The sequence below is a fragment of the Solwaraspora sp. WMMD937 genome, from assembly GCF_029581175.1.
Lineage (GTDB): Bacteria > Actinomycetota > Actinomycetes > Mycobacteriales > Micromonosporaceae > Micromonospora_E.
In genome coordinates this window covers 872,122-897,170 of record NZ_CP120738.1, presented here as the reverse complement: position 1 = coordinate 897,170, position 25,049 = coordinate 872,122, and the positions used below count along the sequence as shown (strand labels likewise).

Annotated in this window: 11 protein-coding genes; 8 read left to right on the top strand and 3 right to left on the bottom strand. The window is 70.7% G+C overall.

Going from position 1 to position 25,049, the window contains the following annotated elements:
• The first annotated feature begins 7 nt into the window (after positions 1–7).
• Positions 8–292 carry a WXG100 family type VII secretion target gene (locus O7621_RS03935; RefSeq protein WP_282232770.1) on the top strand — a complete coding sequence of 95 codons (285 nt, stop codon included), beginning with the start codon at positions 8–10 and terminating at the stop codon, positions 290–292.
• Between the two features lie 10 nt (positions 293–302).
• Here O7621_RS03935 and mycP read toward each other — a convergent pair whose 3' ends face one another.
• Positions 303–1,610 carry a type VII secretion-associated serine protease mycosin gene (mycP, locus tag O7621_RS03930; RefSeq protein WP_348775308.1) on the bottom strand — a complete coding sequence of 436 codons (1,308 nt, stop codon included), beginning with the start codon at positions 1,608–1,610 and terminating at the stop codon, positions 303–305.
• A gap of 154 nt (positions 1,611–1,764) precedes the next feature.
• On the opposite strand from mycP, the gene O7621_RS03925 reads away from it, so the two are divergent.
• The 7 genes from O7621_RS03925 to O7621_RS03895 all read left to right on the top strand — a co-directional run bounded on the left by O7621_RS03925 (position 1,765) and on the right by O7621_RS03895 (position 22,827).
• Entirely contained in the window at positions 1,765–2,157 is a 393-nt protein-coding gene (locus tag O7621_RS03925; RefSeq protein WP_282232768.1) for a YbaB/EbfC family nucleoid-associated protein, read from the top strand.
• On the top strand, positions 2,154–2,495 hold the full coding sequence (locus O7621_RS03920; protein WP_282232767.1) for a hypothetical protein: 342 nt from the start codon (positions 2,154–2,156) through the stop codon (positions 2,493–2,495). Before O7621_RS03925 ends, O7621_RS03920 begins: the two co-directional genes overlap by 4 nt.
• Positions 2,496–2,522: 27 nt before the next feature.
• Positions 2,523–17,792, top strand: a complete 15,270-nt coding sequence (locus O7621_RS03915; RefSeq protein ID WP_282232766.1) for a toxin glutamine deamidase domain-containing protein — start codon at positions 2,523–2,525, stop codon at positions 17,790–17,792.
• Positions 17,793–17,813: 21 nt separating this feature from the next.
• Positions 17,814–18,626, top strand: a complete 813-nt coding sequence (locus O7621_RS03910; RefSeq protein WP_282232765.1) for a DUF6406 domain-containing protein — start codon at positions 17,814–17,816, stop codon at positions 18,624–18,626.
• 483 nt (positions 18,627–19,109) lie between these two features.
• On the top strand, positions 19,110–20,294 hold the full coding sequence (locus O7621_RS03905; RefSeq protein WP_282232764.1) for a hypothetical protein: 1,185 nt from the start codon (positions 19,110–19,112) through the stop codon (positions 20,292–20,294).
• Entirely contained in the window at positions 20,291–21,550 is a 1,260-nt protein-coding gene (locus tag O7621_RS03900; protein WP_282232763.1) for a pitrilysin family protein, read from the top strand. The genes O7621_RS03905 and O7621_RS03900 overlap by 4 nt, the downstream gene beginning before the upstream one ends.
• 383 nt (positions 21,551–21,933) lie before the next feature.
• On the top strand, positions 21,934–22,827 hold the full coding sequence (locus tag O7621_RS03895) for a nucleoside-diphosphate kinase (protein WP_282232762.1): 894 nt from the start codon (positions 21,934–21,936) through the stop codon (positions 22,825–22,827).
• Here the strand turns inward: O7621_RS03895 and O7621_RS03890 are convergent.
• On the bottom strand, positions 22,801–24,000 hold the full coding sequence (locus O7621_RS03890) for a peptidogalycan biosysnthesis protein (protein WP_282232761.1): 1,200 nt from the start codon (positions 23,998–24,000) through the stop codon (positions 22,801–22,803). The genes O7621_RS03895 and O7621_RS03890 overlap by 27 nt on opposite strands.
• The gene (locus O7621_RS03885; protein ID WP_282232760.1) at positions 23,997–25,016 is read right to left on the bottom strand and encodes a GNAT family N-acetyltransferase; all 1,020 of its coding nucleotides are present in this window, start codon (positions 25,014–25,016) and stop codon (positions 23,997–23,999) included. The genes O7621_RS03890 and O7621_RS03885 overlap by 4 nt, the downstream gene beginning before the upstream one ends.
• Positions 25,017–25,049: the final 33 nt, after the last annotated feature.

Below are 25,049 nucleotides of genomic sequence, written 5' to 3'. Positions count from 1 at the left end.
GATCGAGATGGACATCCGCTACGATTTCGCCGCGCTGAACAACGCCGCCGACAATTGCGGCACCGCGGCCAAGAACATGATTCAAGAGCTCGACGGCCTCAAGACCGGCATCCAGCCGCTGGTGGCAACCTGGGAGGGTGACGCGCAGACCGCGTACCTGACCCGGCAGGCGGAGTGGGAGTCTGCCGCCAACGACCTCAAGGACCTGCTCAACCGGATCGAAAAGGCGCTGCGCGAAGCGGCCGTACGGATGCAGGCACGCGAGGCAGCCAACCGGGCCAAGTTCGAGTAGACCGACTCGGTCACCGACCGGCCGGTCCGGGCACCACGAAGTACGCCTCCTGCGGATCGGTGCGCGTACCGCCTTGTGACGCCGCGCCGCTGCGGTCGACCATCCGCCGGGTCGGCTGCCAGCGGCGGCGTCGGCCACCCGGCAGCGCCGCCACGGCCACCGCGACCAGCAGGATCAGCAACGCCGTACCGGCGGCCACCGCCACGGCAATCTCGGTCAGCCGCTGCCAGCGAGCCGCCCGCTGCGCCGCTGCGGCATCCGGCACGACCGTCGGCAGCGCTGGCGCGGCGACCGGCTCGCCCGCCGTCAACCGCTCGGTCACCGCCCGGTACGGGTTCACCACCCCGTGGCCGTAGCCCGCCGACCGGCCGCCGGGTGCCGGATCCGCCGTCGCCGTCAGCCGCCGGGCCACGTCGGCCGCCGACAGCTCCGGCTCGGCGGCCCGCAGCAGCGCCGCCGTCGCGCTCACCACCGGGACGGCGTAGCTGGTGCCGGCGACCACCGCGTGTCCAGACACCCGGCTCGCCGCCACCACCGCCCCACCCGGCGCCACCAGGTCCACGTAGTCACCTACCTGGGAGTCCGCCAGCCGTACGCCGTTCTCGTCAATGGCCCCGACACCGATCACCCCGTCGAACGCCGCCGGGTACGGCGTCGGATCCGGCGACGCGCCCTGCTGGTGGCTGTTGCCGGCTGCGGCCACCAGCACCACGTCGGCCCGGACGGCGCGCTCGACCGCGGCCCGTACCGCCGGGTCCGCGCGGTACATGATCAGCGACATGTTGATCACCTTCGCACCGCTGGCCACAGCGAGGTCGATCGCCTCGGCCAACCGGTCCGCCGGTGAGGCAGAGCCGTCCTGCCGCGCCTGGATCCGCTCGGTGACCCGGATCGGCACGATCGTCACCCCCGGGGCGATGCCGTGGAAGCCGACGCCGTCCACCCTGGTGGCGGCGATCAGGCTGGCCACGGCGGTGCCGTGTGAGGCGCAGTCCACCGTGCCGTCGGCCTCGACACCGGTCAGGTCGGCGCCGGCAGCCACCTGACCGGACAGTTGCGGGTGGTCGTCGTCGACCCCGGAGTCGATCACCGCGACCCGTACCCCCGACCCGTCGGTCACCGGCCAGCTGCGCTCGGGCGCCAACCAGCGCTGATGCCAGGAGATCTGAGGGATCACCGGGCCGGGGTCGGCCGGGTTGCGGCAACTGCCCGGGGCGGCGGAGGCCGGCGCCGCCGCGACAACCGGCAGGACGATCGGCGTGACGGCCAGCAGTACGCCCAGCGTGACGGCCAGCAGCAGGGTCGGTGACCGCATCAGCTGACCTCCAGACCTCCCGTACCGTCCGGCATCTTAACGAGCGGCGGCGACCAGCGGGCTCGTGTGGCTGGCACACATTCAGTATCGTCGTCATGACGCCTCACCGTCGGTGCCCGGCAGCGCCCGGTGTGACGCGGCGACGGGGAGGGACACGATGGACGTGCACGGCCTGCGTGCCCGTGCCGACGAGTTGATGGCACAGTTCGACCGGATGCGGTCCGGCGTCGGTGACCTGCAACAGCAACTGCGGGCGGTCTCGGCCACCGTCACCTCCGACGACGGGCTCGTCACCGTTACGGTCGGGCCGAGAGGGCAGGTCACCAAGGTGGAGTTCGACCCGCGGATCTACCGCCGGCCGAACGCCGCGCAGCTGTCCACCACGGTCACCGAGACCATCCGGGCCGCCACCGCCCAGGCGATGGCCGAAGTGGAGCGGATCTGCCGGCCGCTGGTGCCCGACGAGCAGTTCCAGGCACACATGGACTTCGACCTCGAAGGCATCTTCCGCCAGCTCGACACCGACCTGCCCGGGGGTGACCGGAAATGACCGAGCCGCAGCAGACCTTCCTCAACCCGGATCTGGCCCGCCCGGCCGGCAACACGCTCGGCGCGGCGGCCGAGACACTGGCCGCCGAGTGGTCCCGCGTCACCGGCACCATCCGGGCGCTCAACGAGGCCCGACCGTGGGGCGACGACGAGGCCGGCCGGACGTTCAACGAGCACTACCTGGACGGCGGTGACGAGGCCCCGGCGAAGGTGACCCTGGACGCCGGTGACGATCTCATCGCCGCGTTCGCCGACACCGGGCTCCGGATCGTCTCCTCGGTCGACGGCACGGTCGACGACGACGGCGCGGTCGGCGACAGCTTCGGCGGCGGCAGGTAGCCCGGTCGCTGTCGGAGGGCCAACGACGTGGCGATCATCAATCCCCGGGAGTGGTTCGGCGAGTACGGGTGGGTCTGGGACGCCATCACCTGGGTGAGCGCCGGCGAGGCGTGGCCGACCGGTGACGAGGACCAGATGCGCGAGCTCGCCGCCGCCTGGCGTGAGCTCGCTGAGGTGGTACGGGTCGCACTGGCCGACGCCGACCCGGCCGCGCTGCGGGTCATCGAGAGCTGGGGGGGCGACGCGGGTGCCGAGTTCGCCAACTTCTGGCAGCAGGTCGGGGTCGGCCCCAACACCGGGCTGCCGGTCCTGCAGAAGGCCGCCGCCGCCTTCGCGAACGGCTGTGACACCGCGGCCAGCGAGATCGAGTACGCCAAGCTGACGATCCTCATCGCGGTGGCCATCACGGTGATCGCGGTGTTCGTGGCGTTGCTGATGGCCTGGCTGGGCGGCGTCTCCGCGGGTGCCATCCCCGGCATCCTCGCCGCCGGCCGGCAGGCGGTCACCGTCGCGTTCCGTCGATTGCTGGCCCAGCTCGGCCGGCAGATGCTCACCCAGGCCGGGATGCGGGCCGCGTTGCAGAGCTCGGCCCGGATCGCCACCACGCACGTCACCCGCGCCGGTGCCCAGCGGCTCGGCACCCAGTTGGGCATCGAGCTGGCTCAGGAGATCGGCGAAGAGCTAATCATCGACATCGGTGCCCAGGCGTTCCAGGTCGCCCAGGGCAACCGCGACAACTGGGACGGCCGGCGGACCCTCACCGCCGGGGTCGGCGGCGCGTTCGGCGGCATGCTCGGTTTCGGCGGCAACCGGCTGCTGCGTAACACGGTCGCACCCCGGGTGCCGGTGTCGTTCCGGCCGCCGGCAATGAACTTCCGGGGCGCTGGCGTCGTCCGCTGGGGCGGCCGGTCGGTCACCGCCGGCATGCAGAACGCGGTGATCTCCCCGGCGGCCAGCGTTGCCGCGAACCTCGCCGTCAACCAGCAGTGGACCAACCCCGGCTGGCAGGGGGCGCTCGGTGGATTCACCAGCGGTGCCGGTCGGGGCGGTGCCACCATGGCGGCGTCGTCCGCCGGCGGCGCGGCCGCCGGCTGGGCCAACCGGCTGGGTGGTGTCGCGCCGCCGACCGGCGTGCCCGGCACCGTCGACCTGGCCGGCATTGCTCAGTTGACGAGCGTGGACGCCGCCGGGCTCGACCTTGGCGCGCTCGGGTCCGACCCGGCCAGCGGTACGGGTACCGCCGTCCCGGCTCCGGTCACGGCTGACCCGACACCGCAGACCGTACCGGATTCCGGGGCCGGCTCCATCTCGCTGGCCCCGACCACGCAGGACGCCCCGACGACCCAGGCGGCCCCGACGGTCGTCGACCAACCCGGCATCCAGCCGACTGTTGGTGCCGAGCCTCCACCGGTGGTCACCTCGGGTCAGCCGTCGGTGGTCGGCGTGGGCGACACCGCCGCCCCGGCGAACGCGCCGTCGACCGACGCGCCGTCGACCGACGCGCCGTCGGGCAGCACCGCCTCGCCGGACATCACGTCGCCGGACATCACCTCGCCGGACGTCACGGCGTCGGACGGCGTAGGGCCGACTCGGGCGGACGACGGGCCGCCGGTACAGGTCGCCGCCGGTGCTCCGGCCGGGGTCGGTACGTCGGCGCAGGCGGCGGCTCCGGCCGTGACCGCCGCCGGCCCGCAGAGCTCCCCGTCCACACCGGGTTCGACGTCCACACCGGCTGCGTCTTCCATAGCGGCTGCGACGTCGACACCCGGGCCGGTCCAGACCGGAGCCCAGACGACTGCCCAGGCAACAGCGGCGTCGACCGCCGGTGGCAACACCACGGCTGCTCCCCAGAGCTCGTCAACCGGCACCACCTCGGCACCGGTCCGGCCACCGGCACCGGTTGCCGGACCTGCCGCCGGACCCTCCGCCGGGTCGGTCAGCTTCGGGCCGGCTGTCGCCGCACCGGCCGCACCGGCCGTACCGGCTCAGCCCGGCCAGGCGGTCGGCATCCCGCCCGGGACCACCACCACGGCGCCGCCGCCGGCCGCGACCACCGGCGGGCCGGACCAGCCGTCCGGCCCGGCGCCCCGGCAACCATCCTCCGGCACCAGCGTCGACCCGCAGACCCTGCAGCGGTCGGCCGGCCCTACCGGCACCGGTACGCACAGTTGGCAGCTGGACCCGGTCCAGTTCGACGGCGATCCGAACAGCACGGACGCCGACCAGGCGCTCATCGACGCGTCCCGGGCCCTGGTCGACGCCGTTACGGGTGCGGTGACCCGGCACCAGCAGCAGGCCACTCCCGGCGAACAGATCTCGATGGGTAAACGGCCGGGCCTGGTCGGCGCGTTGATGACCCGCAGCGGGCAGCTCACCACACACAGCAGCATGACCGCCGACCAGAGCACCGACCCGGCCACCCAGCCGACGCCGCACCCGCTGGTCGAGACAGTGCTCGCCGAGGTCGCTCAGCAGGTCAGCCGGGTCGGCAGCGGGCACGGTCGGTGCGCCGAGGTCGCCCTGGTGTCCGATGCGGTCCACCAGCTGGAACGGCAGTGGCGGGATGCCGGCCGGATCGGCGATTTCGACGCGTACGCCCGATCGGAGCTGGCCGGGGCGCGGATCGTCACCCACCAGTTCCGCCGCGCCCAGGACGTCGACGTGGTGTACGAACGCGGCGACTACCGACCACCCTGCCGGTCGTGCGGGCCGATGTTGGAAATACTCGGCGTCACCCCGGTGGTGGACACCGAACGGATGCCCGGCCCGGCCGTACCGCCGGATTCCGGGGCGCTGGGTGACGGCCGGGCGCTGCCGGAAACCAGACCGACCGGCGACGGGCAGGGTCTGGTGCCGCCGGACCCCGCCGACCAGCAGGCGTTGGCCGACGAGGTGCCGGTCGGGCCGGACGGCCACCCGGCCCGACACCCCGACCCGCGCGGTGGTCGCTGGCCGGAGCTGGTCAACGACGGCGGCCCGGCCAACCCCGGTCGCGGCACCAACTGCGCCGACGTCGGCCTGTCCGTGCTCGCCACCTGGTACGGCGACCCACAGGTCGCGGCGGCGACCGGTGCGTCGGTGACCGCCGAGCCGGACAGCACCCGACGTCAGGAACAGTGGCTGGGTGCGTCCTTCGCGCCTGCCGGCGGCGGGCCGGCCGGCTTGGACGCGGTCGCCGACCAGCTGCGGCGTGCCGGCCCCGGATCCGCCGCACTGATCATCACCAGCTGGACCGCCGCGGCCGGCGGCGGCGCACACACCTGGAACGCCGTCAACCACGACGGACAGATCATCTGGATCGATGCGCAGAGCCGGCAGGTCTCCGACACCGCGCCGATCTACGGCAGCGAGGTCGACGGGGTCTGGTCGATCGTCCTCGACGCCGACGGCAATCCGGTGCCGGCCGACGGCCCGCAGACGACTGCGGTGTCGACGACCGGGGCGACCAGTGAAGCGGCGTACCTGGATGCGATGACCGAACCCGACCGGGCCACGCTGCTCGCCGAGCTGGCCGCCGCCCAGGTCGACGCCGACACGATCCTTGCCGAACTGGGGGCGATCGGCGACCGGCTCAACACCGACCTTGGCCTGGCCGGCACCGACGCGCTGACCCCGCTGGGCAGCGAGTACCGGGTCAAAGGGGCCGAGTCGCTGGCCCGCAAGTTCAGCACCGACTTCGAGCCGAAGGGCTACTCCCTCCCGGAGGCGCTCGCCGAGATCAACGACGTGGTGCGGTTCTCCGTACGGGCACCGGAGACCGACGCGTACGGGCCGGCGGTCGCGGGAGTGCTCGACGCGTTGACCGCCGGCGGCCACCAGGTGACCGACGTCAAGAGCTTCTGGCACCCCGGCAACCGGTTCTTCGGGCTGAACTGCACTCTCGTGTCGCCTACCGGGCGGACGTACGAGGTGCAGTTCCCCACCGCCACCAGCTGGGCGATCGGCAAGCAGACCCACGGCCCGTACGAAGTGATGCGCGACCCGGCGCGGACCCCGGCCGACCGGATGCACGCCTTCCTCGACATCCTCGCCGTCAACAAGGCGCACGACATCGCCGGCCGGATGCCGGGTGGCATGCCAGTGCTGACCGAGCGGTACGGCCCCCCGAAGGACACCAGCTTCGCCAAGTGGATCGGCAAACAGGACCAGGCCGGCCTGCGGCAGGACTACGTCGACTGGCTGGCCGCCGACCCGAGTCGCAGCTTCCGGCAGGAGTTGGCTGCGCGAGGATTGGACCCATCCGACCTGCCCGGATTCGATCCCGATGCGATAGGAAGCACAGATGCCGACCCTGACCTTCCGCTACCACCTGCTGTATCGGACGGACGACCAGACCCAGCCGCCGGTCAACGTGATAGCGGTGGCGGCCGGCACCGGGCCGACGCAGGCGGTGATCTGGGACCGTCCGACGTCGAGGTGGGGCTTCCGACCGGACGTGGCGGCGTCGATCCTGTACGCCGACCCGGAGCGCCACAGCGTCCGGGCAGTGGACCGGGCGACGGCGGAGTCGGCGACCCATCACTTCACGACGGTCCCGTTGCCGAGCGAGCCGGAGTTGACCCGGATTTGCCAGGAGGCCAGCCGATAACTAGCGGCCCTGCTGCGGATACGACGAGCTATCTCGATCGGCTGTCCGACGCCGAGCGGCAGGAGCTGGAGCATGGCGTGGCGGCTGCGGGGGAGAGCGCGCAGGCGATCCAGGCAACGCTGGACGACGTCCTCGTCGGGCTACGAATGATGGGTGACCTGACCGGTGTGCAGGAACTCAGGCTGCTCGGGACCGAGTATCGGGTCAAGGGTCCGGAGTCGCTGGCCAGAAAATTCGTGACAGAGCACCGCCCTGTTGGCGATGACATACCAGCCGCGCTCGCCGTGATCAACGACGTCGTCCGCTTCTCCGTGCAGAGCCCCGCTGGGCCCGCCTACGGTACCGCGGTCGACCGTGTCCTCAGCGGCCTTGAGTCGGCTCATCATCAAGTGGTGACCGGCAAGGTCTTCTGGCATCTCGGCAACAGATTCTACGGCCTCAACGTCACTCTTCGATCATCTGAGGGTCAGCTGTACGAGATTCAGTTTCCGACCGAGGCGAGCTGGCGAGTCGGAAAAGCGACTCACGGATCGTATGAGGTGCTGCGGGACAGGGACTCTCATTCGACTGATCGCGTCAACGCTTTTCTCGACATTCTCGCGCTGAACAAGGCGGCCGGACTGGCCGACGGGCTACCCGGTGGCCTCGATGTTCTGGCAGACCGGTTCGGGCCGGCGCAGTTCAATGGACTTGCGGCGTGGCTAGGCAAGCTCGACTCAGGTACGGCTCCGGACAACACTGCTCGGCAGGGCTATGGCGAGTGGCTCACTACAACTCAACAGACTCTCGTCGACGTGCTTACGGCTCGGGGACTTGATTACACTGACGTGCCCGGATTCGGGCTGGACCGGAGAGGTGATGTGGGTGGCGGACTTGGAGTTCCAGTACTTCCTGCTGTACCACCCGACACGTCCGTCGGACCACCCGGCGAACGTGATCGCCCTAGCGAACCATCCGGGCCCGACGATGGCGGTGACCTGGGATCGACAGACCGCCAAGTGGAGTTGCCAGCCGGACGTCGCGATAGCAGTGCTGTTCGTGAACCAGGAGCGCAACAACTTTCGAGGAGTGGACCGGGCGACGGCGGAGTCGGTGACGCATCACTTCGCGACGGTCCCGTTGCCGAGCGAAACGGAGTTGACCCGGATCTGCCAGGAGGCCAGCGGGACCTGACGGCTTTTCTCGTCGCAAGCGACCCTTCGTCCGATTCAGTCGGGAATTTAGAGCCGATCCCCTACCTGGACAGCCTTTCGGCTAGCGACCGGGAGCTCCTGGCCACGGCTCTGCTTGCTGCTCACCAAGACGCCGATATCGTACTCGCAGACCTTGTAGAGGCGGCTGCCGAGGCCGGCGCGGAGATTGGACTCGTCGGGCCGGAGATGCTTACGCCAGTAGGTCTCGAGCATCGGGTGAAGCATGCTGAGTCATTGGCGCGGAAGTTCAAGGTAGAATTTGAGCCTATCGGGCTTGATCTGCAAGGGGCGCTCGGCAAGGTCGGTGATCTAGTTCGATTTTCGCTCCTGGCGCCAGAGCGACATTATGGCTCGGCGGTCAATGAGACGTTGGATGGCCTGGTTGGCCGGGGATACGAGGTTCAACAGGTCAAGTCCTACTGGAATCCGGGGAACAGGTTCTATGGGCTGAACAGCGTTCTTGTATCTCCCAGTGGTCGCGTATTCGAGATCCAGTTTCCGACAAAGCGAAGCTGGCTAGTTGGTAAGCAGACCCACGGTTGGTACGAGGTCGTCCGAGATCCTGTTCGGTCGTCCGAGAGCAGGGTTGAAGCGTTTCTGAATATTTTAATAATGAACAAATCGACTGGGCTGTCGTCGCAACTTCCGGTCGGCCTGAAACTGATTTATGAAACTTACGGAAATTCGATCCAAAATGGATTTGCAAAATGGATAAGTGATTCTAGGCGGCGCAACGTTGCCAGTGATTTCGCGATATGGTTGAATGAGCAAGGAATCACCTTTTCGGAGTTTGCTGGCCGTCTCGGTCTCGATCAGGTGGACTTCGTGGGACTTGCCGATCAGATAGCGCAAGGGAGGGTTTCGGCTGACTATGACATTCATCTACTATCTGATGTACCCGCCAGGGGAGCTGGATGGGACTCCGGCGAACGTGCTCGCGCTGGCTCAGGAGCGCGGACCGGTGCAGGCCGTGATCTGGGATCGCCCGACGCAGAGGTGGAACTTCCGTCCGGACGTAGCAGCGGCGTTTCTCTATTCGACGCCGGACCTGGAGCAGACCAGGCTCGTCGATCGGGTGATGGCGGAGTCGGTGACGCATCACTTCACGGCGGTGCCGTTGCCGAGCGAGGCGGAGTTGACCCGGATCTGCCGGGAGGCCAACCCGACCTGACCGGCACCCGGCCGGTGTCCGGTGAGGGCCGCGATACCGGGTCAACGAGCCTGGCGTCGGCGAATGCCGCAGGTGAGTCGATGACGTTGCCGGAGCAGGGAGGGGTGGTCGATGACCGCGGACGAGGCCAGAGCACTGATCAGCAGACTGCTGGGCAGCAGGAACCCGATCGAGATGTATCCGTTCGAGTTCGGCTGGCTGGTCCGGGAGGAGTTGTCGACCCAGGAACGGCAAGCCGGGATGCACATCGGTCAGGGGAGCTTCATCGTGGACCTGACGGGCGTGGTGACCGCCCAGCCGAGCCTGCCGGCGACGGTGGTGGTCGAGGAGTACGCGGCGGAGCGTCGGCAGGGCCCGATCTCGGGTCGGCAGGTGTGGCCGGAGCCGGGCCCGCCACCGGAGTAGCCGACCGGGCCGTACCCGTGGCGGGCGGCGATGCGCCGCTGGCCGGCTCGCGGCCGGTTGGTCCGTTGAATTTGGCGCCGTTGGAGGATGTGGGTTTTCAGGCTGATCTTGAGGCGGTGTTGTGGTCGGGTGGTGGGTTTGTGGTGGGTGCGGATCCGTCGTCGCATCCGTTTGGTGGGTTGGTGAATGATGGTGGTCCGGGGCGGTCGGGTCGTGGCAACAATTGTATGGATTGTTCGTTGGCGGGGTTGTCGACGTTTCTGGGTCGGCCGATGGTGTCGCTACCACGCTGGCCGGACATCCTGCCGGACGGCGCCGTCGACCGGCAGACCGGCGAGGCGGCCGGTGTCGACCGCGCCGAGGAGTGGTTGGGCGGGGAGTGGGTCGGTCCGCCGGCTGATCTGCCCGGTGTGCCGCAGAAGCGGGCGGTGGCGGTCGCCCGTCAGTACGCGCAGTTGCAGGATCGGGTGGCGGCGGCCGGGCCGGGCAGTGCCGCCCTGGTCGTCGCCGACTGGCTCAGTGTGGACGAGCGTACCGGGCAGGTGCAGGTCGACGCCGACGGCAACGCCCTGGCTGACGGCTCGCACGCGTTCCTGATCGTCTACCCGTACGGTGCCGACAGGCCGGTGTGGTGGGATCCGCAGGACGGCCGGACGTGGCCGGTGCCGCCGACACACATCGTCGCCGCCACCCACGCGTTGTGGTCGATGGACGCGCCGGCAGCAGGTGGAGGGACCAACAGTGACTCGGGACGACGCGCAGGAGCTGATCCAGCGGCTGGTCGGGACGCCGAACCGGATGGCTCTGCACGAGTTCGAGTTCGGCTGGCTGGCGCAGGAGATCCTGAGTCCGCAGGAACGTGGCACGGGGATGCGGGTCGGCCTGGGGAGCTACATCATCGACCGGGACGGGACGGTGACGGTGCACGGCAGTCTGCCGGTACCGGTGACGATCGGCCGGTACGCGGCGGAGCGTCGGCAGGGGCGGATCTCGGGTCGGCAGGTGTGGCCGGAGCCGGACTCGCCGGAAACGGAGTAGCTGACGGAGGCTCCGGTGTAGTCGCCGACACCGATGAATTGTCGGGTCCGCGGCCGGTTGGTCCGTTGAATTTGGCGCCGTTGGAGGATGTGGGTTTTCAGGCTGATCTTGAGGCGGTGTTGTGGTCGGGTGGTGGGTTTGTGGTGGGTGCGGATCCGTCGTCGCATCCGTTTGGTGGGTTGGTGAATGATGGTGGTCCGGGGCGGTCGGGTCGTGGCAACAATTGTATGGATTGTTCGTTGGCGGGGTTGTCGACGTTTCTGGGTCGGCCGATGGTGTCGTTGCCGCGCTGGCCGGACCGGGCAGGCGACGGGACGATCGACCGGGTCACGGGTGAGGCCGACGGGATCAGCCGGGCCGAGGAGTGGTTGGGCGGGGAGTGGGTCGGTCCGCCGGCGGACCTTCCGGGGACACCGGCGGACCGGGTGGCGGCGGTCGCCGAGCAGTACGCGCAGCTGCAGCAGCGGGTAGCGGCGGCCGGCCCAGGTAGTGCAGCCCTGGTCGTCGCCGATTGGCTGAGCTTCGACCAGGACACCGGACGGCTGCACCTGGACGCCGACGGAAACGCGCAGGCGGCGGGCTCGCACGCGTTCCTGATCGTCTACCCGCACGGTGCCGACGGGCCGGTGTGGTGGGATCCGCAGTACGGCGGAACCGCGACGCAGCCGCCCGCCGAGTACCTGGCGGCGACGCACACGTTGTGGTCGATGGACGCGCCGACGGCACGGGGAGGGACCAACAGTGACTCGGGACGACGCGCAGGAGCTGATTCAGCGGCTGGTCGGGACGCCGAACCGGATGGCTCTCCACGAGTTCGAGTTCGGCTGGGTGGCGAGGGAGATCCTCTCGGAGACGGAACGCACCCAGGGGCTGGGTCTGGGCCAGGGGAACTGGGTGATAGACCACGACGGGACGGTGACGGCCCACCGGAGCATGCCGCCTTCGATCATCATGCAGGAGTACGCGGCGGCCCGCCGGGCGGGCCGGACGACCGGCCGCCAGGTGTGGCCGCTGACGGACGAGCCGGAGCCGAACCACTAGCCACTGCCGTGCCGGACGGGTCGCTCAGCGCCGCGCCGGACGGACTGGTCAGCGCCGCCGCCGGGACGACCTTCGGCGGTGCGCTGCACGACGCCGACCCGGTCGCGGTCGCGGCGGCGGTACGCGACGCGCTCGACACTGGACTGCTGCCGGCCGGTGCGGTCGCCGACCCGGACGCCGGCACGGTCACCCTCGACACCTCGGCCGGGCCGGTGACCGTCACGCTCGCCGTGACCTCGCTGCCGCCCGACACGACGGTGGCCCCCGTCGCCACCATCGCGACGCACGCCGACGGGGCGACCGTACGGGTGTCCGACCGGGCCTCCACCGACCATGTCCGGCGGGCCGTCGCCGCCGCTCTGGCCGAAGTGGACGCCATCGCCCAGGAGCGGGCCGACGGGTTGCGTACCGATGCGACGACGGCGCTCGCCGAAGGGTCCCGGCCCGAGGGTGACGGGCAGCGGCACCTGACCGCGCGGGACATCGGGCGGCTGGCCGAGCTGCGTACCGTCGCCGACCAGTTGGCGCAGGCCGGCACCGGCCGGCACGCCGACCCGGCCCAGGTGGCCCAGTTGCATGCCGAAGCGGTCGGCCTGCTGATCAGCAGCGGGCTGCTGGAGCCGTACCCGGGGCACCGGGTGCACAGCCTGGTGCCGAACGTGCCGGTGGTCGGGACGGCCGCCACCGACGCCCGGTTCGCTGCCGTCCGTACCCAGTTGGGGCCGGCCTTCGCGGACCTCGCCGGGCTGCTCACGGTCGCCCGCGACCGACCCGGCCTGGCCGACGAGATCCGGATCGTCCAGGCCGACGTACGGGCGGCGGCCCACCAGTGGGCCGCGCAGGCGACCGCCGCCCGCGACCGGGCGGACCTGGCGTTGACCGACCGGGTCGACGCCGCACTCGACGCCGACCCGCAGCACGTCTTCGACCGGCTGGTCATCGGCGGCGGCTGGGCCGCCACGGCCGACTTCGCCACCCTCGACGCGCCGCCGGACACCGGCGACGGCCTGCCGCCGGTGCTGGCCGTGTCGCAGGGCCACGACCCGTGGGCCGACCGCCAGCAGCTGCTGATGGGGCAGGTCCCCACCGAGTTGGAGATCCCCGGTTTGCCGTTCCAGCCGGTGGACTTCGCCGACGAAGGCACCCAGTTCGCCCTCGCCAGCGACTTCGCGGCAGCGGTCGGCGCGGCCCGCGCGTACACCGGGATGCCCAGCTACCAGGGCACCGCGACCGCGATCACCCCCCGCCCGGCCGCCGCCGGTACCGACGCCGCCGCCGGTACCGACGCTGCGGGCGGTTGGCCGGATGGCGCGAACTACCGGGTGACGATCGGCGGGCGCAGTTTCTACGCCGCCACCGTGGACATCGCCGCCGGTCCGGGCCCGGCGCGGGTGCCGGCCGCGCCGGCGTCGACAACCGGCCGGTACGTCGACCCGGCGACCGGCTACCAGGTCGACCGGTCCGGTCCGGTACCGGTGTTCCGGGACCCGACCGGGGTGGCCGTCGACCCGGCGACGCTGCCCGCCCCGGTCCGTACGGTGCTCGGCGGCACCGACACCGACATCCTGACCGGCACGGGTACCAGCCAGGACGACCCGCCGCTGCTGGCTGACACCGCCGGCCGACTCACCGATCCGCTGGTGGTCGATCCGGACAGCGGGTACGCGGTCGACCGGACGTCCGGCACGCCGTACGGGCCGGACGGCTCCCCGGTCCACTCGACGGCGCTGCCGGCCGGCGTCGCGCAGCGGCTCGGCTTCGACGCCGATGGCCGGTTCACCGGCCCTCGGCCAGCTCGTCCCCGGGTCGACTTCGGTGGGCAGAACCTGGCCGACGCGTACCAGCCGGGTGACCGGGTGCTGGTGTTCGGTGCAGGTGCCTCTGGGGCCTGGGACATCGAGCAGGCCGCCGCGTCACCGGCGGCCGCCATCGACTGGTCGGCCCGCGCGGTCGGACTGCCGCCGGCGTCCCGCACCGGTGACCCGGCCCGGGACGCCGAGCTGCAATTTCAGCGCAGCTTTTCCGGCGGCTACAACCGCCGCAACACGTTGCCCGACATCGGCGCGTACGACATGGCCGCCATCGACAGCCGGATCAGCCAGTCGCTGCGCGAGATCGTCGCCGTCCGGCACACCGTGGACGGTACGTTCCTGGTCGAGTTCACTGACGGCACCCGCCAGGAGTACGACCGGGTGGTCCTCTCCATCGGCCAGGCCCCAGAGTACCCGGGCGGGGTCGCCGCCCTCGCCAGCACACTGGAGTTGCGACCGCTGCACGGGCCGGCAACCACCCGTGGCGGCAGCCACGACCTTCTCGGCCTGTCCGACGCCTCCGGCCAGCTGCGGATCCTTGGTGCCGCCGCAGTGGCCCGCCCGCTCATTCTGTCGCTCGGCGAGTTCCGGCAATCGGTGGAGTCCGAGCTGGGCAAACTGGCCGCAGCGCTGCCCGACGACTCACGTGACATTCCGCCAAGCATCCGGTTCCATGCCCAGCGGATCGCCGAGGCCAACCGGAGCTCGCCACCACCCCGGTCACACCTGCCCGAAGTCGACGTACCCACCCCGCCAGGCGATGTCGGGGTCGAGCCAGGGCAGCGGTCCGTGCTCGGCGGTGATCCGCTCGGCGATTTCCGGAACGTAGACGTCGATCGGGTCCTGCCCACCGACGGCGTCGGAGCCGGCACCGTAGGGAACGAGCTTGGCGCGGTTGCGCGCGAAGTAGACGAACCGCAGGTAGGGCAGGACCCGGGGGGCGAGTTCGGCGAACAGTTCGGCACCCACCGGGGTGATGCCGCAGTTGACCAGCCCCAACCAGCGGAGTTGGTGCAGGTACGGGGAGGCCAGCAGGGTGCGCAGTCCGTCGTCGCCGACCGGGTTGTTGTTCAGTCCGAGGCTGGTGAGTCGGGCCAGCAGCGGGCTCGCGGCGATCGGGCCGATCAGGTCCGGACCGACGTCGGTGAGCCAGACGTGGCGGACCGGAACCCGGCGGTAGATCTCCGCGCCGCGGTCGAGGAAGTCGGCCCCCGGCAGCTTGACGAACTCGGCGAATCCGCGCCGGACGAGCCAGTTGGTGACCAGGCCGGCGACGGGCGCGCCGAGTCGGGGAGTCAGCCGGTGGCTGAGTACGGCGGCCCGATCGGACAACTCGTCCCTGACCGGGGTGCCGGCGATGACGGCCAGGTCGCAGGCGATCTCGGCGCGGATCAGCTCGGCGTGGTCGGGGTCGGTGGGTTCGATGGCGTCGGCGTAGCGCAGCCGCAGGTCCATGTCGTCGGGGTCGGCGAGGATGGCGGCGTACAGGGTGTCGCTGACGGCGGGCCGGGCGTCGCTGGCGTCGGACATGACCGCAGCGTATCGACGCCACCCACGACAGCAAGTGGAGTGCCGGGCGATGACGGAGGACGACGCGCAGCAACTGATCGAGCGGCTGGTCGGGACGGCGAATCCGATCGAGCTGCATCCGTTCGAGTTCGGGTGGCTGGCGAAGGAGACACTGTCGACCGAACAGCGGGCGACGGGGGCGCACGTCGGAATGGGCTGCTACATCATCGACCAGTCGGGGACGGTGACGGTGCACAGCAGCCTGCCGATACCGGTGGTCATGAGGCAGTACGCGGCGGCGAGGCGGCAGGGCCGGATCAGCGGGCACCAGATCTGGCCGCGAGTCGCGACGGTGGACCAGCCGATCCCCGGCTGACCCGGATCCGGGCGCTGACGGCCCGCTACACCGCCGCCGACCCACCGACCCGGGTGGCGCTGCGCGCCGAGATCGGCGTACTCGTCGACCAGCTCGGCCTGACCGGCGGCACCCCGCAGGCGTACGCGCGGTGGGCGCAGCTGCCGCCGGACCTGGCGAACCTGCTGCTGCGGCTCACCTCGCCGGCGCTCGCCCCGGAGACCGTCCTGGCTGTGCTCGGCGCGGACCCGGCGACGCTGACCGAGCCGCAACGCGCCCAGCAGCGCGACTACCGGGCCCGGCTGGTCCACAACGGGTACGTTCCGTACGCGCCGCAGCTCACCGAGCAGCTGCACCGGCTCGCCGTCGACGCCGAGCAGGGCCAACGGAGCCTGCCGACGCTGCCGGCCTCCGCCGGTCAGGTGATCGGGCTGCGCGCCGATCAGCTCGCCCAACTGCAGGCCGTCGATCCGGAGCTGGCCGCGCGGATCGCCCGCGACGGGGTGTACGTCGACCTGACCGGCCAGGTCGACATCGGCCCGTACGTGTTGGCGAACGCGCCGCATGTCGACGTTGGCGGCGTACACCCGGGTTTCGACCTGGCGACCGACGCCGGCCGGCGGGCGCTGCTGGCCGAGGACGTCCGCCGGGCGTACGCGACGATCACCGCGACGTACGGGTCGAGCCCGGCGATCACCCAGCTGCTCGGCAGCCACAGCTTCCACTACCTGGCGCAGACCCGCACCATGGTGCTGGTCTCGGACGCTCTGACCCGGGCGATCCTCAACCTGGCGCCGAGCGCGCCGGTCGAGCAAGCGCCGGAAGCAGCACCGCTCGCCGATGGTCCGACCGAGATCCACGTGTACGCCGACCACCCCACCCTGCCGTCCGAGTCGACGCGCAGGTATTCGGTCGGGTACGGGCGACCAGTCGACCCCTACTCGGGTGCTTCAGTGCCACTCTGGCGTGGGATGCCCCGGCGGGAGCAGGTGCAGCAGGGCATTCTTGGTGACTGCGGCATGCTCGCCTCGATCGGCGCGGTCGCCGGGCACAGCCCGCAGACGATCGGTAATTTGTTCCGTCCCAACCCGGACGGCACGGTCGACGTCCTGCTGCACGAAAGCAGCCTCCCTGGCGACCGCACCACCCCGACCGGCCGACGGCTGCGGATCACCGTCACCCCGGATGTGCCGGTCCTCGCCGATCCGCCGCCGAGGGCCGCATACGCCTCGCAACCAGAGGTTGGGGCGGCGTGGGCGAGCATCCTGGAGAAGGCGCTGGCGGCGGTCGACCGGACCTGGACCGAGTCCCGGCAGGTCGCCTGGCAGCAGCAGTGGCAGGGCTGGCAGGGCTGGTCAGACCCGAACCAGGCCGCGCCGCGCGGCTACGCCCGGATGGATCCCGGCAGCACTCCCGATCTGTGGGCGGAGGTGCTGACCCAACTGACCGGCCTGCCGGCCCGGATGGGACGGTTCGACGTATCGCCGGGCAACGAACCCACAGTCGAGGCGATGCTCAGCCGGCTGCTGTCCGACGGCAGTCCGGTCATCGTCAGCACCAAGGGGATCGACGAGTACGGGCTGGGTCCGGACGATGAACTTCCGTTCGACTTGCGAGACGGGCATGCGTACGAGTTGGTGGGTGTGAGCAACGGGCATGTCCAGCTCCGTAATCCGTGGAACAAGTGGCATCCCCAGCCCATGCCGACCCGGGCCTTCTTGGACTGGATGAGTAGGGACTTCGCGCATCTCGACCGGGTCGCACCGACTCAGCCCGGACCGCTGTCTCTCGGGCCACCGAGCAGCATCGAGCACAAGCCGGCCGTCGGGTTGACCGAACCCGTGCCGGTGGCAGCGTCGGCTGGCGGGGTAGCTGCCTCGGTGACGTCAGGGTTCGGCCGGACCGCTGTCGACCGAGACGAGCCGATGATCGTCTACTACGCGATCCGGACGTCGAGCGGGCGATCCGGGGGGATCGTCGTGGTCGTGACCGAAGCAGCCGACCAGCGGATCCTTGTTTACGGTCCGGGTGGCGACGTCTCCGCAGCGTCAGATCTCGGCGTAGTCGCCGGGACAGGCGGCCAGTTGCGGCCTGTGGCCCGGACCGAAGCAGAGCGGATCGCCTCCGCCGAGTTGGGCTTCGTTCTGCCGGACGAAGCATCGCTGAGTGATTCAATAGTCGGCTGACGGACCCGGACAGGAGGAAGCATGGCTGCTTACCGGTCGTCGCTCGATTTGGTAACCATCCCGAACAATGCTGTCGCACCGGTAGGACCGGCAGATGTCGGGGTCCGTCGGCTGGAGCGGCGCGGAACGGTCTGGGTGAGGCTGGACGTGATGGAGCGCGGCCCCGACAGCGCAGAGCATAGCCACCGGTGCGAGTTGGGTGACACCTTCCCCGTTGGCGATGAGACCTGGTACTTCGCTGGGGCGCATTTCGAGAACGCTGGTCGGTGGCGGGTCACGGTGCGGCGGCTGGCGCCGGGTGAGGCACCGCCGGTGGTGGACGAGTCGACGGCGGTGACGGGGTGGCGGCCGGCGCAGCGGCAGCCGTTCGGCCCGCTCGGTGAGGGTCAGTTGCAGGCACTGGAGCAGGCGTTGGGGCGCCCGCTGCCCTGGGCTTACCGGGACTGGCTGTCTCAGACGAACGGTATGCAGCCGGTGGAGCCGCAGTGGGTGCCGGGTGCGCCGTTCACGCTGTTCCCGGGGCGTCCGCTGCTGGGTGTGCACCCGGAGTATCCGTCGTTCGACCTGTTGACCGCCGAGCGGGAGTGGCGGGTCGGGAAGTTGTCGACGGACTTCGTTGTCATCGCGGTCCCGATGGAGGGTCTGCTGCTGCTTCGGCTGAAGGAACCCCGCCCGGGCAGCGTCGGCTTCCTGCCGAAGGACCTGCTGGCCGGCCCGGGTACGGCGGATGCGATCGCCTGGCGGGAGCGACAGGTGATCACTACCAGCATGGGCTGGTCGTTCGGCGACTTCCTTGGCCGGCTCACCCCGCTCGACGCGCCGGGCGTAGCGTGAAGATCACTTGACGAGAATTCGGGCTGGCGTCGGCGTGTCGTCCGAATTTTCGTCAAGTGATCTTGAGGACTCCCGTCCTAGGTGGCGGTGATTGGTCGGTTTTGGGTGACTCCCAGCTTTTATCCGGCATTCACTAGTTTGGTGCTGATCGATTCCCTATCCCTGGCTGGCGATTGAGATCTGTGCATTGACTGCGTGTGGCGAGATCCGTACGATCAGCTGAATACGCCACCACTTTTCCTAGCAAGGGGATGAAGTGAAGAATTCCACTAGCGTCAGGAAAGACACGGCTGTCGCGCCCACGCTGCTCACTCCGAGCCGGGTCGAGAAGATGCTCGCGCGTCGCCAGGCGGTCCAGGTGGTCAAGTTCCGCACGACCTGCACGGACTGCCTGCCCAACTACTAGCGCACCGCCGTCGGGCGCTCGGCGTCGCCGTGCGGTGCGAACGCCGGCGTCGCCGAGCCCGCGAGGAGCACCGTGCCGTGACCTTCCAATTGTCGGCGGACGATGTCCTTAGTGCGTTGAGCGTCTGTTGCGGTGAGCCGCTCGAGGATCCGGCCGAGGCGGTCGCGGCACTGCGCCAAGGACAGCCGTCCCTGACCGCCACCCTGTACTCCGCGTGGGCTGCGGACGGCGTCACCCTCGACCCGGGGATTGCCAACGATCTCGAGTTGGCCACCTCGCGGGTCACGTTCTACCGCACCGTGGCGGCCGAGCTCGCCGCACGCGTCAGCGACCTGACCCCGATCAAAGGGCTGGAGGTAGCCGACCGCTACCCCTCTGGTCGCGGTCGCACCATGAACGATCTCGACTACGTCGCCGGCACCGAGTCCGCTCTGTGGCGAGCAGCAGGTCTGCTCATCGACGATGGCTGGGACCTGCACACCGGCACGTTCGCCTGTTTCAACGACCGTCTGCACATGATGGTGAGTCTGCGGCGCCCGCACGAATCCCGCTTCGTCCTGCCGTACGGGGTGGAGATCGCCACCTGGTGGTCGCTGGGTGACCTGGCCGGTGTGCCACCGCTGACCGCCATGCCGCAACCGTGGCGGGCACCGGCGGTGAAGAACACCCTGATGCTCCTGTTCGAGCGCTTCGAGCAACGCTTCCGGGCCCGGGATCTGATCGACGCCAGCCTGCTGGTGGCCTCGGCCTCCGAGGAAGAGCTGATCACACTCACCCGCGCGCTGACCGCACTCGGGTTGTGGCCGGAGTACGCCGAACTCGTCGCGCTCGTTGCGCGGACGAGCCTGCCACCACTGCCACCGCCGCCCCGGCGCAACCAACTGGACACCCGCGCCCGCCGGGCGATCCGCAGTGCAGCCGTGCTGCGCCGTCCCCTCACTGGCATGGCCCGCCACCTGCAGCGTCGCAACATCAAAGGTGCCTCCGCCCGGATCGAGCAGCGGTCCTGGGCGGCGGCCGCCGAGCGGCTCTCCGCCGGTGCGTCCGTCCGGGCCGGGGTGCTGGCCTTCGGCCTGCCACTGGACGACGCCCCGCGAGGTGACGCCCCCACCGCCACACTGCACGAGCGCGGTCGACTAGCCTGGGTGGACAGCCCGGTCGGCAGGTTCCTGTTGACGATCGGCGACGAGGTCGACGAAGACACCGTGGCGGAGCTGTCCGGCCCGGTGCCCAGTCCGGCGACCACCGGAGCGAACCCGTGACCGCCGCCGCCGAGATCGTCGGGCGGGCGTTGGATGACGACATCCGGGTGCTGACCCGTCACCGGCCGGGTGCCGAGATCACCACCGTGTCGGTGTGGATCCTCGCCGGCTCCCGCGACGAAACCTCACCTGGCACCGCCCACCTGTTCGAACACCTGGTCATGCAGGCGGTGCCGCCCGGCCGGAAGATGCGGGTCATCGACGAGATCGAGTCGTACGGTGGCGAGGGCAACGCGACCACCGCCCGCGACTACGTCGTCCTGTACGCGCGGGTACCGACAGTGGACGCGCTGGCCGTACTGGACCTGCTCGCCGAGGCCGCGACGGCCACCGAGTTCGACCCGGTCCTCGTCGAGGCCGAACGTCGGGTGGTCATCGAGGAGCTGCGCCTGGCTGAAGCCGACCCCACCGACATCGTCCACGACGTGTTCTTCGCCGCCGTGTACGGCGACCACCCGATGGGCCGGCCGGTCGGCGGCAGCCCCGCCGACGCGCTCCGGCTCACCGCCGCCGAGGTCACCGCCTGGTCCCGCCGCCACGTCCGGGCCGGACGAGTCGCCGTCGTGGTCACCGGCGGTGTCACCCCCGCCGCCGTGACCGCTGCGACGGCGCGAAGCGCCCTCGCCGGCCTGTCCGTTACACACCAGAGCGCCCGCGCCGACCGGCCCGCGCTCCCCATCCCGTTGCCGGCAATGGCTCCCGGCGTACGGTCCCGGCGGCTGGATCATCCGCTGCCCGGCGACACCGCGGCCGTGGTGCTCGGCGGACCCGCGTTCTCCTTGGCCGACCCGCGGCTCGCCGCCGCCGAGGTGGTGATGGAACTGTTCGCCGGGGGCAACACGTCCGTCCTCGTCGAGCAACTGCGTACCGATCTGGGGCTGTCCTACGACATCTGGGGCGACCTCAGCGGTTACCACGACACCGGCGTCTGGCGGATCGCGATCACCACCGCTGTCGAGCACCGTGACGAGGTGGCCCGGCTCGCCGTCGACCTCGCACGGTCGGCGGTGGCGGACGGCTGGAGCGACGCCCGCGTGGCGGTGGCCCGCCGACGTGCTGCCGGTCTGGTCCGGCTCGATGCCGAGACTTCCCTCGACGAGACTCTCCTGCTGGGCCGGCACGCTCTGCTGGGCGGCAGCGTCGACTGGTCGGTGGCCGAATACGCCGACCGGATCGCGGCGGCCTCCCCACAGCAGGTCCACGACGCCGCCGTGTCCATGGCGGACCAACTGGTGGTGGCCACCGCTGGCGGGTGAAAGCCCGCAGCGGCCCACCCGGCAGACCAACTACCAATGGAGGGAGGGAAGGGTGAACCGGAACATGAAGTTCGGCCGCAGGCCGCGGGTGAAGAAGAAGACGACAACGACCCGCAAGTGACCATTCCTTGCCGGCCGCGCAACCGCTCGCTGATCCACCGACCGACGGATTGTCCGCGCTCGACCCGGGAAGGAGGCCAGGATGAACCGCCACGCTGTCCACACACGGCGCCCGGTCGTGAAAAAGAAGAAGCGGTGACCTGAAACAGACGACGGGTGCGGCAGCCGGCGGGTCCGGGGCCGCACCCGGCACCATGCCCGGAGCACATCCGGACCAGGCCAGGACCACACCCGACGCCATACCGCCGCGAAGGAGCCTCCGCGTGAGTGAAGCAGTCGACTGGGAGCGTACGGTCTTCATGCTGCTCGCCCCCGATGCCCTCGCCCGCCACCTCGGCGGGCAGATCGTGGACCGGGTGGTCGACCAGGGATTCCAGCCAATGGCGTGGCGGGTGCTGTGGCACCGGCCGGCCAACCTGGACGCGTTCCACGAACGCAACATCACCCAGGTGTGGAAGGCGTACCTCTACCGTCTCGTCGACCAGCTCTTCGACTTCGGCCCGACGGTGGCGCTGCTGGTCCGCGACGTCCGGCCCGATCCGCGACACCCCAGCCACGCCCGGCTGCGCCTGGCCAAAGGGGCGAGCGATCCTGCTGACGCGAGCCCTGGCACGATCCGTGCCGACCTCGGCTCCATAAACGTCATGCTGGCCCTGATGCACAGCTCCGACACCCCTGCCGACTCCCAACGGGAGAGCGCGGTCTTCACCGACGGCCAGTTCGGCGTCGGGTCCGGCGTCGGCGGGCGCGGCGGGTACGACGGCGGCGACCCGGCCGACCTGCGTACCCTGCTCGACCTGCTCAGCCGGAGCGCTCCCGCCGAGCGCCGGGGATATCCGCAGGTCCTGGCCGGTCTGCGCGCCCGGGTCCTCGCCCTGGCCTGGCCAGGGCTGTCCGACTCCGCCCGCCGCGGCGCGGCCGACCTGCTGGCCGGCGACCTCAGCGGTCTCGCCGCCGCTGGGGCCGGCGAGAAGGCCGCCGGGCTGCTGGCCGGCGGGCATCCCCTCGCGCCGATACTGACCGCCGAGTTCACCCCCGACCAGCCCGGCCCCGACCCGGCCCGGGTGCAGGAGCTCCTCGCTGTCCACGGCGCCCGGCTCGACCCGTGGGAACGCCTGGTGCTCGCCACCTCACGCCGGTTTGCGCCGCGCCGGTGACGCCGACGCCGGGATCAGGACGTTTCGCTGTCCAGGGATGAGGACGGTCGTCGACGCGGCGGCCCGCGCCGTGGCCATCAGCTCAGGATCGGTCGAGTGCAGCCAGGCCGTCAGCGGCGTACCGACGCATCCCCGGTCCTGTTTGGCCCGCGCCGCGCCCTGTCCGTAGCCGATCCGGCGGACACCCTGCGCCGAGGCGATCGGGACCGCCCCGTAGAACGCCGTGCCGAAGTACGCGAACCTCGACCGGCGATCGGTGTAGTCGTAGCCGAGGGCCAGGCACTGCCACTCGTCACCGAACGGTGCGAACAGCGCGAACCCGACGACGGCGTCCCCGGCATCGGCGAGGACCACCTGGGCGCGGCCGCCGGCGACATCGTGCAACAGCGATTCCAGCCGGCCGCGCTCGGCCGCCTCGTCGCAGCGGCCCCGGTACTTGCTGACCAACTGGCCGCGTAGTCGGGCCAGCACCGGTACCACCGGGGTGATCGCATCGCCGTGCAGATGACGCAGCCGTACGCCGTTGGCGGTGAGCCGGGCCAGCTCGCGCCCTGCTTCCGCCGCCCGTTTGCGGGGCAGCGACGCCAGGTAGGCGTCGAGACCGCCGTCGCGCACCGGAAGCTCCCAGGTCAGTGACAGTGGCATCGCCACGAACCCGGCTGCGGACAGGGCACCGGTCAACGCCGTCGCCTCCGGTCTGGTGTAGAGGAACGCCACCGTCGAGATGCCGGCGTCCGCGGCCCAACTCAGAATGCCATCGACGGCGACAGCGAGCGCGGCCGGGCTGGTCGCCGCCGGTCCGACGGGGAGGCATTCGTAGCCGGGCAGCATCACCAGCAGGTTCGGCGTCCAGCGGGACGGCTCGGGCGCGGCCCGCCTCGACAACTCGGCCCGCGCGGCCCGTGACGCCTCGGTCAGCGGCAGCGCGGGAGCCGCACTGACCAGTACGTGGTGCAGGTCGAACACTTCACCGGGCCGGGGGACGGGCTGCACGGTGGCGTGCAGGGCCAGGCACGCCCCGTCGCCCTGTTCGACAACGAAGGTGAGCGTACGCCCGCCGAGCCGGCCCGCCATCGCCCGTAGCCAGCCCGGTGTGGTCAGCATCGGCCCGCCGGCGGCCAACCGCTCCCACTGCGGGGCGATGCCCGGATGGACGCGTAGCCGGTAGCTCACAGCCGCATCACGTGGGCGTCGAGCCGGCGGGCGGTCAGCCCGTGCCGACGTTTGAAGATGTCGTTGCTGCGCCCGCCCTCCAGGATCGGGCGGCCCAGCCGCAGCGCCAGCCGGACCGACTCGGCGAACAGCGCCGCGTACGGGCTGGCGTTGCCGTCGACACGGTATTCGACACCGCAGGTCCAGGTGTGGAAACGGCGCTGGTCGGTCAGGCACACCCCGGCCGCGACGAGCGTGCCCCGTTGACGGATGCGGAGCACGTGCGCGGCCGGGCCGAGGGCGGTGACGAACCGGGTGAACGTCTCGGTTGGGTAGAAACCGGCGTTGCCGAAGCGGGCGGCGGTCCGGTCGCACAGCTCGGCGATCTCGACCAGGTCCGCGCCGTCCGGTGTGGTCACATCGCAGACGAAACCGGCGTCCGCCGCTCGGCGTTCGTTGCGGCGCAGGTTGGCCCGGGGCCGGGGAGCCAGTCGGGCAAGGTAGTCCTCGTACGAGGTGAGGCCGGTCAGGTCGGTTGAGTAGCGGTCCACCAGGTGCCGCCCGGTCAGCCCGGCGGCGGTGAGCGCGGCCGCCGTCGGGCCTGACGAGTCCACATTGACCAACCCGTACCAGCGGGCCCCCCAGTCGTCGGCGAGCCGGCGCAGGGTGTCCAGCAGTTCGGTGACCACGTCGGTCCGGGCGACCGCGCCGAGCAGTCGGGTGTCGTAGCAGTGCCAGACGTGGCTGAGCAGCGCGCTGTCCCGCTCGATACCGGGATGCAGGCGGCGGAGCCCGCCGATCGGGTCGGCGAACCGGTGCAGCGCGACCGGTAGGACGGCCACGGGCCGCCCCGATGGCTCCCGTGCCACCAGGTATCCGAGCCGCTCCAGCGGCGCGAGCGGCGCATCGTGGTACGCCGACAGGTAACCGTCCTGATAGAAGACCGGTGTGTCACCGTTGCCGGCGACCGCATCCCACCCGGCCCGCGACGCCGCCCGTGGGTCGTCGTAGTGCTCGACGACGATGGAGCGGATCATCATCGCACTGTACCGGACACCGGCGGGCATCTA

Bases quoted from the DNA above. Each gene is read 5' to 3' on its own strand.
- O7621_RS03935 (WP_282232770.1), top strand. From the start codon at position 8: ATGGACATCCGCTACGATTTCGCCGCGCTGAACAACGCCGCCGACAAT.
- O7621_RS03925 (WP_282232768.1), top strand. From the start codon at position 1,765: ATGGACGTGCACGGCCTGCGTGCCCGTGCCGACGAGTTGATGGCACAG.
- O7621_RS03920 (WP_282232767.1), top strand. From the start codon at position 2,154: ATGACCGAGCCGCAGCAGACCTTCCTCAACCCGGATCTGGCCCGCCCG.
- O7621_RS03910 (WP_282232765.1), top strand. From the start codon at position 17,814: ATGGCTGCTTACCGGTCGTCGCTCGATTTGGTAACCATCCCGAACAAT.
- O7621_RS03885 (WP_282232760.1), bottom strand. From the start codon at position 25,016: ATGATCCGCTCCATCGTCGTCGAGCACTACGACGACCCACGGGCGGCG.